The 13,965-nt window shown below is 71.6% G+C and carries 12 protein-coding genes and 1 pseudogene; 6 read left to right on the forward strand and 7 right to left on the reverse strand.

The annotated features are described in order from the left end of the window. Positions 1–41 precede the first annotated feature (41 nt). Positions 42–656, forward strand: a pseudogene (locus F563_RS0120655) (IS1595 family transposase); the annotation flags it as partial. A 52-nt stretch (positions 657–708) separates the two neighbouring features. Here F563_RS0120655 and F563_RS0120660 read toward each other — a convergent pair. From F563_RS0120660 to F563_RS0120685, 7 genes are read right to left on the reverse strand one after another with little or no spacing between them, the layout of a single operon-like run. After that, on the reverse strand, positions 709–1,968 hold the full coding sequence (locus tag F563_RS0120660) for a c-type cytochrome (protein WP_019016595.1): 1,260 nt from the start codon (positions 1,966–1,968) through the stop codon (positions 709–711). Between the two features lie 19 nt (positions 1,969–1,987). Further along, positions 1,988–3,946 carry a molybdopterin biosynthesis protein gene (locus tag F563_RS0120665; RefSeq protein WP_019016596.1) on the reverse strand — a complete coding sequence of 653 codons (1,959 nt, stop codon included), beginning with the start codon at positions 3,944–3,946 and terminating at the stop codon, positions 1,988–1,990. Then, positions 3,946–4,917 carry a MoeA family protein gene (locus F563_RS0120670; protein WP_035575821.1) on the reverse strand — a complete coding sequence of 324 codons (972 nt, stop codon included), beginning with the start codon at positions 4,915–4,917 and terminating at the stop codon, positions 3,946–3,948. Before F563_RS0120670 ends, F563_RS0120665 begins: the two co-directional genes overlap by 1 nt. Positions 4,918–4,960: 43 nt before the next feature. Next, entirely contained in the window at positions 4,961–5,815 is an 855-nt protein-coding gene (locus tag F563_RS0120675) for an SDR family oxidoreductase (protein WP_019016598.1), read from the reverse strand. A 4-nt stretch (positions 5,816–5,819) separates the two neighbouring features. Next, on the reverse strand, positions 5,820–6,053 hold the full coding sequence (locus tag F563_RS25460) for a hypothetical protein (protein ID WP_019016599.1): 234 nt from the start codon (positions 6,051–6,053) through the stop codon (positions 5,820–5,822). A 12-nt stretch (positions 6,054–6,065) separates the two neighbouring features. Next, positions 6,066–6,974 (reverse strand): TAXI family TRAP transporter solute-binding subunit, encoded by a 909-nt coding sequence (locus F563_RS23595; RefSeq protein WP_019016600.1) that lies wholly within the window; start codon positions 6,972–6,974, stop codon positions 6,066–6,068. A 48-nt stretch (positions 6,975–7,022) separates the two neighbouring features. Continuing rightward, positions 7,023–8,969, reverse strand: coding sequence for a TRAP transporter permease (locus F563_RS0120685; RefSeq protein WP_019016601.1), 1,947 nt, complete (start codon positions 8,967–8,969; stop codon positions 7,023–7,025). Between the two features lie 82 nt (positions 8,970–9,051). Between F563_RS0120685 and F563_RS0120690 the strand changes: the two genes are divergently transcribed. The 5 genes from F563_RS0120690 to F563_RS25795 form a co-directional block, all read left to right on the forward strand. After that, positions 9,052–10,797 carry an acyl-CoA dehydrogenase family protein gene (locus F563_RS0120690; RefSeq protein ID WP_019016602.1) on the forward strand — a complete coding sequence of 582 codons (1,746 nt, stop codon included), beginning with the start codon at positions 9,052–9,054 and terminating at the stop codon, positions 10,795–10,797. 127 nt (positions 10,798–10,924) lie between these two features. Next, positions 10,925–11,650, forward strand: coding sequence for a glutathione binding-like protein (locus tag F563_RS0120695; protein WP_019016603.1), 726 nt, complete (start codon positions 10,925–10,927; stop codon positions 11,648–11,650). Then, complete coding sequence (locus tag F563_RS0120700) at positions 11,647–12,354, forward strand: glutathione S-transferase family protein (RefSeq protein ID WP_019016604.1); 708 nt, start codon at positions 11,647–11,649, stop codon at positions 12,352–12,354. Before F563_RS0120695 ends, F563_RS0120700 begins: the two co-directional genes overlap by 4 nt. 92 nt (positions 12,355–12,446) lie before the next feature. Continuing rightward, a complete protein-coding gene (locus tag F563_RS23600; protein ID WP_019016605.1) occupies positions 12,447–13,694 on the forward strand; it encodes an MFS transporter in 1,248 nt (415 codons plus the stop codon). Positions 13,695–13,777: 83 nt separating this feature from the next. Next, positions 13,778–13,965, forward strand: a 188-nt coding sequence (locus F563_RS25795; protein WP_026299768.1) for a transposase, incomplete at its 3' end; no start/stop codon positions are given.

Genomic DNA, 13,965 nt, shown 5'->3' on the forward strand with positions numbered 1-13,965 from the left:
GGGGCTGACCTGGCTAAGCGGTGAAAGGCTGGGTTGGTCAGATGGTTGAGCGTCGTCGGAGCCGTCTGGCGTTGGGGGTTCAGCGGCGGCTGCTTGAGCACTTCGTGGCCGGTACGCCGGCACGGGTCGCGGCCGAGCTGGTCGGCATCCACCGCAACGGCGCGATCCTGTTCCATCGCGAGCTGCGCGAGATCATCTTCGCCCGCACCCGAGAGGCGCAGCCCTTTGCCGGCGGGGTCGAGGTCGACGCGAGCTACTTCGGCGGCTACCGCAAAGGCATCCGCGGCCGGGGTGCTGCCGGCAAGGTGCCGGTGTTCGGCCTGCTCAAGCGCGGCGGCCAGGTGCACGCCGTGATGATCCCGAACCTGCGCTCGACCACCCTGATGCCGATCATCCGCCAGCGCGTGCAGCCCGACGCGATCGTCTACAGCGACGGCTACTTCAGCTACGACGTGCTCGATGTCTCCGAGTTCCACCACGTGCGGATCGAGCCGCAGGCAACGCCCGGAGGGCGGTACAAGGGCCGCGGCTATGCCCAGGGCCGTGCCCACATCAAGGGCATCGAGAACTTCTGGAGCCAGGCCAAGCCCCACCTGCGCCGCTACAACGGCATCCCGCGCAGAAGTTTCCACCTCTTCCTCGCCGAGTGCGAATGGTGAACCGCTCCGGTTTTGCCGGAGCCTCCGGCAAACCCGGGGTGGTTCAGGCCTACCCCCCGGTCTCGCGCTCCAGGAAGTCCAGCAGCGCCTCCAGGTCGTCCGCGTTGCCCACAACCTGCTCGGGCATCTTGGTCCCGGGCGTGTAGGTCGCGGGCCCCAGCGTGAACAGCTTCGCGACCGTCTCGCGCGTCCAGACGATGTCCATGCCCCTGAGCGCCTCGCTGAACGGGTAGTCGGGCACGGTGGCGATGCGCCGCCCGAACAGCCCGGCGAGGGTGGGGCCGGCGCGGTTGGCGCTGTCGCCCTTCAGCGTGTGGCAGGCGGCGCAGGCGCGGAACACCCGGGCACCCGGGTGGTCGGAGGCCGCCTCCTCCTCGGGGCCCGTCACCGCGCCGCCGAGATGCGCCCCCGTCTCCGGGTCCCAGCGCCGCACCCGGCGGTCGGACCCGCCCGTCCAGAGCACGCCGTCGGGGGCGAAGGCGGCTGCCCAGACGGGCAGGCCGGGGCCGGTGAGCGAGCGGATCAGCCGCCCCTCGGGCAGGGCCCAGATCGCGACACTGCCGCGGATGCCGCCGGCGGCGAGGCGCGTGCCGTCGCGGTTGGCCGCCAGCGTGATCAGCGGCGCGGTGCCGGCATCGAGCCGCCGCGGCGCGGTGCCGTCGGGCGGGATCAGGAACACCGTGCCCTCGGCCCCGGCGGCGGCGACCGTGCCGTCCGGCAGCACGGCGAGCGCGTTCAGCGGGAACCCCACCTCGGCCAGCACGCGCGGGGTGCCGGCGAGCGGCCAGAGCCGCACCGTGCCGTCATAGCCGGCGGACACCACGGCGGACCCGTCGGGCGTCCAGCCGACCGCGTTCACCGCGTTCTCGGTGTGGCCCTGGAACACGCGCGCCTCGCCGGTCTCGACCGCCCAGACGCGCACGGTGCGGTCCCAGGAGGCGGAGGCGATGCGCTGGCCGTCCGGCGACGCGGCCACCGCGGCGACGCGCGCCTCGTGGCCGGCGAACACGCGCACCGGCGCGCCGCTGCCCTCGCGCCAGAGCGCGATCCGCCCGTCCTCGCCGCCAGTGACGAAGCGGCCGTCCGGCAGGAAGGCGACCGCGTCGACCGCGCCCTCGTGCAGGCGCAGCACCGCCTCGGCCGCGCCGCGCGCGGGCGACCACAGGATCGCCGACTGGTCGAAACTGCCCGACACCACGTGCGCGCCGTCGGGGCTGACGGCGATCGCCTTCACCGGGCCGCCATGGCCGCGGAGTTCCGCGGCGGCCGGAGTCGCGAGGACAAGCAGCAGGGCGACGAGCAGGCGCATGAGGACCCTCCCCTCGCGCTCAGGATGACGGCGAGAACCCCAGCGCCGTCAACGCCGCGCGCGTGGCGGGCTCGGTCAAAAGGTCGCGGAATTCGCGTACCGGGGCGCGATCGAGCCGGGCCTCGGGCACGGCGAAGTCGTAGTGCTCCTCGGCGAGCGGGAGGAAGCCGAGGCCGTAGTCGCGCGCGACGGTGGCGATCGCCACCCCCCAGTCGGCGCGGCCTTGCGCGACCGCGGCGGCGACCGCGTTGTGGCTCTTCGGCTGGTTCAGGAACCCGGGCGGACGGGCGCCCTTGAGCAGCGCGTCGATCAGCACCCGCGTGCCGCTGCCGGCGTTGCGGTTCACCATCAGGCAGGCGGGGTCGGCGAGCGCGGCGGCAACCGCGTCCTCCGCGCTGCGGCCCTCGAAGCGCGGGTCGCCGGAGCGGAACACGATCCCCTGCATGCGCCGCCAGCCCGGGATCAGCGCCACGCCGGCGGGCAGCAGCGGGCGGTTGTAGATGCCGGTCTTGGGGTCGAGCAGGTGCATCGGCGCGAGGTCGGTCTCGCCGCGCCGCGCCGCGGCCAGCCCGCCGAGCGAGCCCACGTTCAGCACCTTGGCGCTGACGCCACGCTCGGCGAGCAGCCCGGCGATCCGGTCGAGCCCGACGCAGTGGCTGCCGATCACCACCAGGTCGGCCGGACGGATGCCGCGCCCGATCAGGGTGACGGCGACCGGCGCGCCCGCCTCCACCGCCTCGGCGAGCGCGGGCACAGCGACGAACCCGTCGGCGAGCGAGAACGCCGTCACCGCGCCCGAGCCCTTGGCCAGCGGGTAGGCGGCAAGGCCGGTGTCGTTCTGGACCAGCGAGACCATGGCGTACTCGGTGCGCCCGAGTTCCGAGGGCAGGCGCACCGCGAGCCGCGCTTCGACGGTCTCAGCCTCGGTCTCGGCAAGCCCGGCCATCGCCCGGATCAGCGGCGCGACGAAGCCGTGGAAGGTGAACACCGCCGAGGTCGGGAAACCGGGCAGCACGACCAGCGGCTTGCCGTCCGCGACCGCCAGGCAGAGCGGCTTGCCCGGCTTCAGCGCCACCCCATGCACGACGACCCGCCCCAGCCGCGAGACCACGCGGTAGCAGAGATCGCCCGCCCCCTTCGAGGTGCCGCCCGACAGCACCACAAGATCGGCCTTGCCCAGCGCCTCGGTGAGCGCGCGCTCCAGCGCCGCCTCGTCGTCCGGCACGATGCCGAGCGGGAACGCCTCGCCGCCGGCCTCGACCACCGCCGCGGCGACGATCGCGCCGTTGCTGTCGTAAACGCCGGCCGGACGCGCCGGCGTACCGGGCGCGACCAGTTCGTCGCCGGTCGAGAGCACCGCGACCCGCGGCCGGCGCAGCACCTCCACCTCGGCGCGGCCCACGGCGGCCAGCATGCCGAGCTCGCGGCTGGTCAGCACGCGGAGGCGGCGCAGCACGGTCTCGCCGCGCGCGATGTCGCCGCCCGCGCCGCCGACATGCGCGCCCGGCGCGACCGGCCGGCGCAGGGCGATCCACGCACCCGTGTCGTCCTCGCCCGGCTCGGCGTGCTCGACCATCACCACGGCATCCGCGCCGCGCGGCATCATCCCGCCCGTCGCGATCACGCTCGCGGTGCCGGGCTCGACGGTCAGCGCCGGCGGGTGGCCGCACGCCAACACCTCGGGGTTCAGCCGCAGCCGCACCGGCGCCACTTCCGACGCGCCGAGCGTGTCGGCGGCGCGCACGGCGAAGCCATCCACGATCGAGCGGTCGAAGCCCGGCACATCGACGCCGGCGATCACGTCCTCGGCCAGCACGCGCCCGAGCGCCGAGCCAAGCGGGACGGTCTCGGCGCCGAGCGGATGCGGCGTGAAGGCGGCGGCGAAGCGGCGCCGCGCCTCCTCCTCGGACACCACCTCCAGGAACTGCTCCTGTCGGGCGGCGGCACGCACCGCGGCCATCGCGTCGAGCGGCGGCATCAGCAGAACCGCTGCACCGCGACGGCGGCCCCGGCCGGCAACCCCTCGCTCTCGGGCGGGATCACCACCATCCCGTCGGCCGCAGCCAGTGCCGCGAGCGTGGGCGCATCGGGCGAGGCGAGCGGCTCGGCGGTCTCGCCGCAGAGCCGCACCAGCACGAGGTCGGTCATCCCGACCGCGGAGGCGATCCGGCCGGAGAGGCGCGCCGTGACCGGCTCCGGCTCGGGTCGGCCGGTGAGCCGCCGGAGCATCGGCGCCCCGAGCGCGCACCAGCCGAGCCACGCCGCCGCGTCATGGGGCAGGCGTAGGATGGGGACGCCCTCGGCCGCGGCGAGCTCGACCGTCTCGATGGGGCGCGCGGCAAGACAGGGCTTGCCGGAGGCGGGTCGCACGATCACGTCGGGCGGGCCGGGAGCGTCGCCCACCACCGCGCGCAGAAACAGCCCCGCCGGCCCGTCGAGCCGGACCGCGACGCGCGGCTCGGCGCGCACCGTCAGCCGCTCGCGCCCGAGCGCCGCCGCGACCGCGATGTGCGTCGGCCCGAGCACGGTCCCGGAGGGCACCAGCAGCGCCCCGGGCGCGGCCTCGCCGCCGGCGCCGACCGCGCCGTCTCCCGGTGCGGCCGGGACCGTCGCGGCGAACCCGGTGCCGATCTCCTCGACGGCCTCGTGCGCCAGCACGGCATCCGCGCCCGAGGGCAGCACACCGCCCGCTGGCACGGGTTCGGCAAGCGTGAGCAGGGCGGGCGCGTAAGGCCCGGCGCCCAGGGTCTCCTCGGCCCGCACCGCGACGCCGGACCGCCGCGCCACGGGACGCGCCGGCAGCGGGCCTTCGGCCCTGAGCGCCTCGGCCAGCACCCGCCCGAAGCCCTGCGCGAGCGGAACGCTCTCGGTGCGCATGAGCGGCGAGATCGCGACGATCCGATCGAGCAGCGCCGCGAGCGGCGTCAGCGTCCGAGGCAATCCATCCATCGCGCGCACATGTGGCGTGGACTGCGGGCGAACGGAACCCCCGTCACGCCGAGGATTTCGCCTCCTTCTTCGGCCGGAAGCTCTCCCATTCGGCTTCCGTTAGCCCCTCCAGGAAGCTGAAATTGCCCGCCCCGCGCAGCCAACGCCCGCCGTCGATCGTCACGCAGGCGCCGTTGATGTAGGCCGCCTGGTCGGAGACGAGGTAGGCGGCCAGGTTGGCGAGCTCTGCGTGCTCGCCCACGCGCTTCAGCGGCACGGTGGTGACGACGTGCGCAGCGAGATCCTCGCGCGGGAACAGCCGTTCCCACGCGCCCTTGGTCGGGAACGGCCCAGGCGCGATCGCCACCGTGCGGATGCCCTTGCCGCCCCACTCGACCGCAAGCGACTGGGTCATGGCCAGCAACCCAGCCTTGGCCATGGCCGAGGGCACGACATAAGGGCTGCCGGTCCAGGCATAGGTCGCGACGATCGACAGCACCACGCCTGGGCGCCCGGCCGCGAGCCAGCGTCGGCCGGCCGCCATGGTCGCGTAGAGCGGGCCGTGCAGGGTGATGTTCAGCACCGCATCGGCGGCGCGATGGCTCAGCGTCTCGGTGCGCGCGATGAAGTTGGCGGCGGCGTTGTTCACCAGCACGTCGAGGCCGCCGCGCTCGAAGCACGCGTCGATCGCCGCATCGACCGCCACCGGATCGCGCACATCGACGCTGTACGTCGTCACCTCGACATCGGTCGCCGCGCCGATCTCCGCCGCGGCGGCCTGAAGCACATCGAGGCGGCGACCGACCAGGATGAGGTCCGCGCCGAGCTCGGCGAAGCGTCCGGCCATCGAGCGGCCCAAGCCGGTGCCGCCCCCGGTCACCAGGATCCGTTTGCCGGCAAGGAGACCGGGGGCGAACACGGGCTCAGTTCTCGAAGATCACGGGCAGGTTCGCCGCCTTCAGCGCATCCGCGCGTGCCTTCAGCCACGCCGCCGCGAAGGCTTCGGCGTCGGATGGCGCGTTGCCGACGAAGCCCCGCCACGCCGTCTGGAGCACCTGCTGACGCTTCAGCAGCGCCTCGTTGTGCGCGTCGTGCTCGGGCTTCCACACGCCCGCTTCCTTCAGCGCGCGGACGGCTCCGGGATGCCAGGGCAGCACCCAGTCGATCCGCTACCGCTCGAGCGCCCAGCCGACATTGCCCGGCGCCGCGGCCTTGTAGTCGTCGTAGAACGCCAGATGGGCGCGCACGAAGTTGTAGACGAGCGCCTCGTCCGTGGCGGCATAGGTGGAGAGGATCGGATAGGGATAGGTCGCGCCCTCGACCGGCCGGTCAGGCGTGATCTCGGCGCCCTCCTTGCCGATGCCGGGGATGTAGAACGGCGCCTTGGCGCGGATGCGCGCCCAGCCCTCGGTGTCGTTGTGCGGCACCGGCGGATAGTGCACTCCGCGCGGCGAGGCGGCGAGCTGATACACCGGCCCCGCAATGGTGGAGGCGAAGGCCGCATCCACCTGGCCGTTGATCAGCCCTGTCATCGACGCGCCGTAGCCGCCGAAATCGACGCGCTGGACATCGTTCCAGCTCAGGTTCGCGAACGCCATGAGCGCCGTGATGTTGCCGTTCAGGCTCGGCGCGCCGGCGACCCAGGCCACGCGCTTGCCGCGCAGATCGGCGAGCGTGCGGATATTGGCGTCGCGCGCCGTGATGATCGTCAGCAACTGATCGGAGTTGTTCAGCAGCACGAGCCGGATGTCCTGCGGCCCCCACTCGCGGCTGGCGCCGTACTCGTAGACGCCCTCCTGGCTGAAATAGGAGGCGACCCCGAGATAGCCGAACTGCGCGCGCCCGTCGCGCAAGGGCACCTGGCGGGCGATGTCGTTGCGTCCGGGCAATGCGCGCAGGCTGACGTTCAGCCGCTGGCGCAGCGCATTGCCGATCGCGACCACCTGATTGTACCCGCCCGAGCCGACGTCATAGGCCGTGACGGCGATCGTGGACGGCAACTGGATGGGCGGCGCCTGTGCGAGCGCGGTCGCGGTGCCGGCGACCAGGAGGCCGGCAGCGAGCGTGGTGCGGATCATCAATCGCCCTCCCTGGAACGTGTCGTTGCCATCAACATGGCGCGCGCGTCACGCCGCCGCAACCCGGCTCGCGCCGCCGCCGAAGCGCAGCAGCAGCAGCGCGAGCCCGGCGAGGGCGACCGCGGCGATCACAAGTGTGGCGTGCGTGAATCCGGTCAACTCGCCGCCGGGAAGGGCGAAGGCGATGCCGCCCGCGGCCAGCAGCACGCGCGCGAGCAACCCGACCGGATTGCCGCGCATCGCCCCGAAGCCCACAAGGTATCCTTGCAGCGCCGAGCCGAACAGCACGATGCCGATCACCGCGGTGGCGATCACCAGCCCGACCTCCCAGGTGTCGCCCTTCAGGATCAGTGCCGGGTTCAGCACGAAGAAGAACGGCACGAGATAGATCGCCGAGCCGAGCCGCATCGCCTCGAAGCCGGTGCGCATCGGGTTCGCCTTGCCGACCGAGGCGGCCGCGAAGGCCGCAAGCGCCACCGGCGGGGTGATGAAGCTCACCATGCCCCAGTACATGATGAAGAGATGCACTGCGAGCGGATCAAGCCCGCCGCGCACCAGGGCCGGCGCGAGCGTGATCGCAAGGAAGATGTAGCAGGCGGTCACCGTCATCCCCATGCCGAAGATGAAGGCCGTGACCGCGCCCATCAGCAGCAGCACGAGCGTGGAGTCGCCGGCGAGGAAGACGAGGTCGTTGGCAAGCGTCCCCGCCATGCCCGTCATGGCGAAGGCACCGACGATCAGCCCGACGCCGAGCAGGATCGCGACGAGTTCGGCGAGCGCGCGCGCGCAGTCGGCGAAAAAGCCGGTGAGCTGGGCGAGGCCGAGGCGCCGGTCAGGCAGGACCTGGTTGATCACCAGCATCAGCGCGGTCGCGTACCAGGGAGCCAGGCTCTCCTGGTTGTGGCGCAGCATGGCCCAGACCAGGAGCGCGAACACGGCGATGAAGGGCCAGCCGCGCGCGAGCGTGGTGCGGACCGGCGGGATCTCGGACTCCGCGACGCGGCCGAGGCGCTGGCGCGCGGCATAGCCGTCGATCTGCACGACGAGGCCGAAATAGAACAGCAGCGCCGGAATGGCCGCCGCGACCGCGACCTCGACATAGGGGATGCCCAGGAAGGAGGCCATGACGAACGCGGTCGAGCCCATCACGGGCGGCATCAGGACGCCGCCGGTGGAGGCGACGCACTCCACGCCCGAGGCCGTGTGCGACGCGAAACCGGTGCGCTTCATCGCCGGGATCGTCACCACGCCCGAGGCGATCACGTTCGAGATCACGCTGCCCGAGATCGAACCCTGCAACCCCGAGGAGATCACCGCGACCTGGGCCGCACCACCACGCCACCGTCCGACCAGCCCGAAGGCGAGATCGGTGAAGAACCGCCCGGCGCCGGTATGGTTCATCGCCACGCCGAACACGATGAAGCCCACGACGAGTTCGCCGAACGCGCGCATCGGGATGCCGAACGCGCTCTCGGTCGAGAATACGTGGAAGGCCATCGCATCGAGGAACGGTGTGGCGATGCCGGAGATGGGCCCGGGCATGGCGTCCGCGACGGTCGGGTAGAGCGAGATCAGGAACACGATCACGGCAATCGCGATACCGCCGGCGCGGCGCGCGGCCTCGATCACGAGCATCCAGGCCGCGACCGCGATCCAACGCGCCGTCTCGGGCGCGGCATATTCCCAGCCCTCCAGCAGGACGCGGTCGGCCGCGGTGGCGAGCCAGATGAACACGCCAGCCGCGGCGGCCGCGAGCAGCCAGTCGATCGCGGGGATGCTTGCGCGCGCACGGCGCCAGCCGGGATAGCCGAGGAACACGACAGGGAGGAACACCGCGCCGATCAGGAACAGGTAGCGGTTGTCCAGCACCACACGGCCGACGAGGAACTGAAGATTGAAGTGCTGGTTAACCGCGAAAAGGATGCCGGCGACGCCAAGGACCGTGGCGATGCCGCGCGCGATGCCCGTGAGCCGCTGCAGCTCGGCCGTCTCCACGCCGTTTCCCCCTCCAGGGCGGTTCGCCCTGGTCATGTGGTAGCATCGGCTGGTCGAAACGGTCCAGGAGGGAGGAACGCCGATGCCGGAAGGAGGCCTCGCGACACGCGACCGCCATGGCGTCGCCCCGGATGCGACCGGGTTGAACCTCTACCGGGTCGATCCGTCGCTCTCGCTGCTGCTCGATCTCTATCTGCCGACAGCGTTGCGCGCGCATCTCGAACCGCATCTCGAGGCGCTCGGCGAGCTCGCGGGCGGTGAGCTCGATAGGCTGGCGCGCGAGGCCGATCGCAACGGCCCGGAACTCGTGCCGCGCGACCGTTTCGGCACGACGGTCAACGAGGTCCGCCACCACCCGTCCTACACGGCGATGCAGCGGATCGGGCTCGGCCGGTTCGGGCTCGCGGCGATGGTGCATCGCCCGGGCGTCTTGGATTGGCCCGAACCGCTGCCGGCGGTGGCGAAGTATGCGTTCCAGTACCTGTTCGCGCATGCCGAGTTCGGGCTGCTCTGCCCGATCTCCATGACGGATACGATGGCGAAGGTGCTGCGCCTCTATGCTTCGCCCGAGTTGCAGGAGCGTTGGCTGCCGCGCCTGACCAGCCAGGACCCCGCGACCTGGGCGTCAGGCGCGATGTTCATGACCGAACGCCAGGCCGGCTCGGATGTCGGCGCGATCGAGACGATCGCCGCGCGCCAGCCGGACGGAACCTGGCGTCTTACCGGCGACAAGTGGTTCTGCTCGAACGCGGGGGCCGATGCCGCGCTGGTGCTGGCGCGCGCCACGGGCGCGCCGGGCACCAAGGGGCTCGGCCTGTTCCTCCTGCCGCGGTTGCTCGATGACGGCACGCCGAACCGCTACCGGATCGTTCGCCTCAAGGACAAGCTCGGCACGCGCGACATGGCCTCGGGCGAGATCGTGCTCGAGGGCGCAACCGCCTACCTCGTCGGCGATGTCACACGCGGCTTCGCGCAGATGGCGACCATGGTGAACCTCTCGCGCCTCTCCAACGGCGTGCGCTCGGCCGGGATGATGCGGCGCGCGTTGATCGAGGCGACCATCGCCGCGCAGGGACGCGCCGCGTTCGGCCGCAGCACGATCGCCTTCCCCATCATGCGGCGGACGTTGATGAAGATTCGCCTGCCGGCGGAGGAGGCTCTGTCCTTCACGCTGTTCTGCGCGGCGACCATGGATCGTGCCGATACGGGGGATGAGACGGCTGCGCGGGTGCTGCGGCTGGCCACACCCTTGCTCAAGTTCCGCGCCTGCCGCGATGCGCGCGCCGCGATCGGCGATGCGATGGAGGTGCGCGGCGGCAACGGCTATATCGAGGACTTCATCGAGCCGCGGCTGCTGCGCGACGCCCATCTCGGCTCGATCTGGGAGGGCACCTCGGCGGTGGTCGCGGAGGACGCGATCAAGCGCGGCGTCGAACGCGGCAACTGCCTGCCCGATTTCATCGCCGCGCTGACCGCGCTGCTCGCCGATGTCCCGCTCGCCGTGGCAGGCCCTGTCGCGGAGGCGCTGAACCGCGCCGCGCGCTTCGCCGAGGAGGTGGCCGAGACCGGCGACGACGGGCTGTACCGGCAGGCCGCCTCCGGGCTCTACCACGCGGCCTGTGCGGTGCTGTTTGCGTGGGAGGGTACGGCGCTCGCCGCGCGCGGTGGCGATGCGCGGCGCGTCACGCTCGCGCGCCTGGTGCTGGACCATCGGCTCACAGCGCATGATCCGCTCGCCGCCGGCGATCGCGCCGACGAGACCGCGATCACCGATGCCTGGATCAATGATCAGGTCCTGTCGCTCGAGGACGCGCTCGATCTGATGTGACGGGCCGAGCTTTGCGCGGAGCGCAGGCCACCCCTGCCGTCCCCCGGGCGGTGGACAGGAGCACCTATGCCATGCTCCGGTCCCGGATGACCAAGCGAGGCTGCATCACGCCCGGCAAGGAGCCATCATGATCGACCTCTACTACTGGCCGACGCCGAACGGCCACAAGATCACGATCTTTCTCGAAGAGACCGGCACGCCCTACACGATCAAGCCGATCAACATCGGCAAGGGCGAGCAGTTCGATCCCGCCTTCCTGAAGATCGCGCCGAACAACCGCATGCCGGCGATCGTCGATCACGCGCCAGCCGATGGTGGCGAGCCGCTCAGCGTCTTCGAGTCCGGCGCGATCCTGCTCTATCTCGCCGAGAAGCACGGCCGCTTCATCGCGCCCGATCTGCGCGGACGCACAGCGACGCTGGAGTGGCTGTTCTGGCAGATGGGCGGGCTCGGCCCGATGTCAGGGCAGAACACGCATTTCCGCGCCTACGCGCCGGAGAAGCTGCCCTACGCGATCGCCCGCTACGAGAACGAGGTGAACCGTCTCTACGGCGTGATGAACAAGCGCCTGGAGGGGCGCGACTTCCTGGCCGGCGACTACTCGATCGCCGACATGGCCTGCTATCCCTGGGTGGTGCCGCATGAGCGGCAGGGCCAGAGGATCGACGACTTCCCGCACCTGAAGGCCTGGCTCGAGCGGATCGCGGCCCGGCCGGCCGTGCAGCGCGCCTACGAGCTCGGCAAGCAGTACCAGACGGCGCAGGCGCCGATGGACGAGGAGCGCCGACGCATCCTGTTCGGCCAGACCGCGGCGAGCATCGCAGCGGGCAAGCACGGTCCGCGCGCGGCGTGATCATCCTCTATGAGCTGACCGGCGCGGAGGATGCGCGCCGGTTCAGTCCCTATTGCTGGCGCATCCGCATGAGCCTTCGCCACAAGGGGCTCGCCTTCGAGGGTGTGCCCTGGCGCTTCACCGAGAAGGCGCGGATCGCGCCGGCCGGCGCACGGCTCGTGCCGGTGATCCGCGACGGCGAGCGTTGGGTGCACGACAGCATGGCGATCGCCGAGTATCTGGAGGAGCGGTACCCGGACCGGCCGAGCCTGTTCGGCAGTGCGCCCGGTGCCGCCCTCGCCCGCTTCGTCGCGGCCTGGACCGACCGGACCGTGCAGCTCGGTGCATCGCGGCCGATCCTGATGGACATCTTCGCCTGCCTGCATCCCGATGACCGCGACTATTTCCGCACCACGCGCGAGAAGCGGTTCGGCAAGCGGCTGGAGGAGGTGTGCCCGGACCCGCAGGCGGAGCTGCCATCGTTCCGCCTGCTGCTCGAACCGGCGCGGCGCGTGCTGCGAAAGCAGCCCCATCTCGCCGGCGGGACGCCGAACTACGCCGACTACGCCCTGTACGGCACCTTCATGTGGTGGCGCATGACCAGCCGGCTGCCCCCGCTCGAGCGGAGCGACGTCATGCTCGACTGGCTCGCCCGCATGGACGAGGCCTGCGAAGGCGAAGGGCGACAGGCGCTCGCCGCCGCAGGAATGGCGCCGTCCGGCTGACCCGTCACGGCAGCCCCCTCCGGGATCGACACATCCCTGGGTTGACGTCGGCAGGCTGGCGGCGCCCCCGTCGTTATGCCCCCATGCCACGCATGCACGCCACACCTCAGGGCACACGCGCCGACATCGACGGCCGCCGCGCCTGGCTCCGGCTGGTCGTCTGCATGCTGCTCGGCACGATCGGCAGCGTCGGGATGTGGTCGATCGTGGTGGTGCTGCCCGCGGTGCAGGCCGAGTTCGGCGTGACGCGCGGCGACGCCTCGCTGCCCTACACCCTCACCATGCTTGGCTTCGCCTCGGGCAATGTGCTGCTCGGGCGGATCATGGACCGCACCGGCGTGATCCCGCCACTGCTTGCGGGGATCGTCTGCCTCGCCGCCGGCTACGCTCTTGCGGCCGCGGTCGATTCGGTCATTCCGTTCGCGATCCTGCAAGGTGTGATCGGCTTCGGCGCGGCCGCGACCTTCTCGCCGCTGATCGCCGATCTCTCGCACTGGTTCCGCCGCCGCCGCGGCATCGCGGTGGCCGCCGCCGCAACCGGCAATTACGTCGCCGGCGCGGTCTGGCCACTGGCGATGCAGCTCACCCTGCCGGCCCATGGCTGGCGCACGACCTACCTCGCGATCGGCGCGATCTGTCTGCTGCTGATGACCCCGCTTGCGGCGAAGCTGCGCGCCCGGCCACCGCCGATCGCGGGCGCGGCCGAGGCGGCAGCGCAGGCGAGCCGTCTGACCGCCGCCGGGCTGACGCCGCGCTCCTTGCAGATCCTGCTCTCGATCGCCGGGCTCGGCTGCTGTGTGGCGATGTCGATGCCGCAGGTGCACATCGTCGCCTACTGCGTCGATCTCGGCTTCGGCGTCGCGCGCGGCTCGGAGATGCTCGCGCTGATGCTCGCGGGCGGTGTCGTCAGCCGGCTCGCCTCGGGCTTCCTCGCCGATTACATCGGTGGCGCGCGGGTGCTGCTGCTGGGCTCGGTGCTGCAGGCGCTCTCACTCGGCGCCTACATCCCCTTCAACGGGCTTGCCTCGCTCTACATCGTCTCCGCCGTGTTCGGACTGTCGCAGGGCGGCATCGTGCCCTCCTACGCGATCATCGTGCGCGAGTACCTGCCCGCGCACGAAGCCGGGCGGCGCGTCGGCATCGTCATGACCATGACGATCATCGGCATGGCGCTCGGAGGCTGGCTGTCGGGGGCGATCTACGACGCGACCGGCTCCTACCGCGCCGCGTTCCTGAACGGCATCGTCTGGAACGCGCTCAACATCCTGATCGTGCTGTTCATTCTCGGCTCGGTTGCGCGCCGGCCCGGCCCGCAGGCGGTGACCAAACCTTCCCGCTAACAGGCTGCGGAAATTCGGCTGTTCGAATCGCTCATGGCCTGATTCGCTGCTGCTGCTGGTTGGCGGCGGGGTGGGCTGTAGCGATGCGGGGATCGGATCGGCAGACGGGTTCGATGTTCAGCTATGTGAGCTTGGAGGCATTGGTGCCGCCGGATCACCCGCTGCGACCGATCCGGGATCTGGTGAACCGCGCGCTGGAGCGGCTGTCTGGCGAGTTCGACCGGCTCTACGCGGCGGGCGGTCGGGACTCGATTGCGCCGGAGAAGCTGCT

The organism is Elioraea tepidiphila DSM 17972 (assembly GCF_000378465.1).
In the GTDB taxonomy this organism is placed as follows: Bacteria; Pseudomonadota; Alphaproteobacteria; order Acetobacterales; family Acetobacteraceae; genus Elioraea; species Elioraea tepidiphila.

Bases quoted from the DNA above. Each gene is read 5' to 3' on its own strand.
- F563_RS23595 (WP_019016600.1), bottom strand. From the start codon at position 6,974: ATGATCCGCACCACGCTCGCTGCCGGCCTCCTGGTCGCCGGCACCGCG.
- F563_RS0120695 (WP_019016603.1), top strand. From the start codon at position 10,925: ATGATCGACCTCTACTACTGGCCGACGCCGAACGGCCACAAGATCACG.
- F563_RS0120670 (WP_035575821.1), bottom strand. From the start codon at position 4,917: ATGGATGGATTGCCTCGGACGCTGACGCCGCTCGCGGCGCTGCTCGAT.
- F563_RS0120665 (WP_019016596.1), bottom strand. From the start codon at position 3,946: ATGCCGCCGCTCGACGCGATGGCCGCGGTGCGTGCCGCCGCCCGACAG.
- F563_RS0120690 (WP_019016602.1), top strand. From the start codon at position 9,052: ATGCCGGAAGGAGGCCTCGCGACACGCGACCGCCATGGCGTCGCCCCG.
- F563_RS0120660 (WP_019016595.1), bottom strand. From the start codon at position 1,968: ATGCGCCTGCTCGTCGCCCTGCTGCTTGTCCTCGCGACTCCGGCCGCC.
- F563_RS23600 (WP_019016605.1), top strand. From the start codon at position 12,447: ATGCACGCCACACCTCAGGGCACACGCGCCGACATCGACGGCCGCCGC.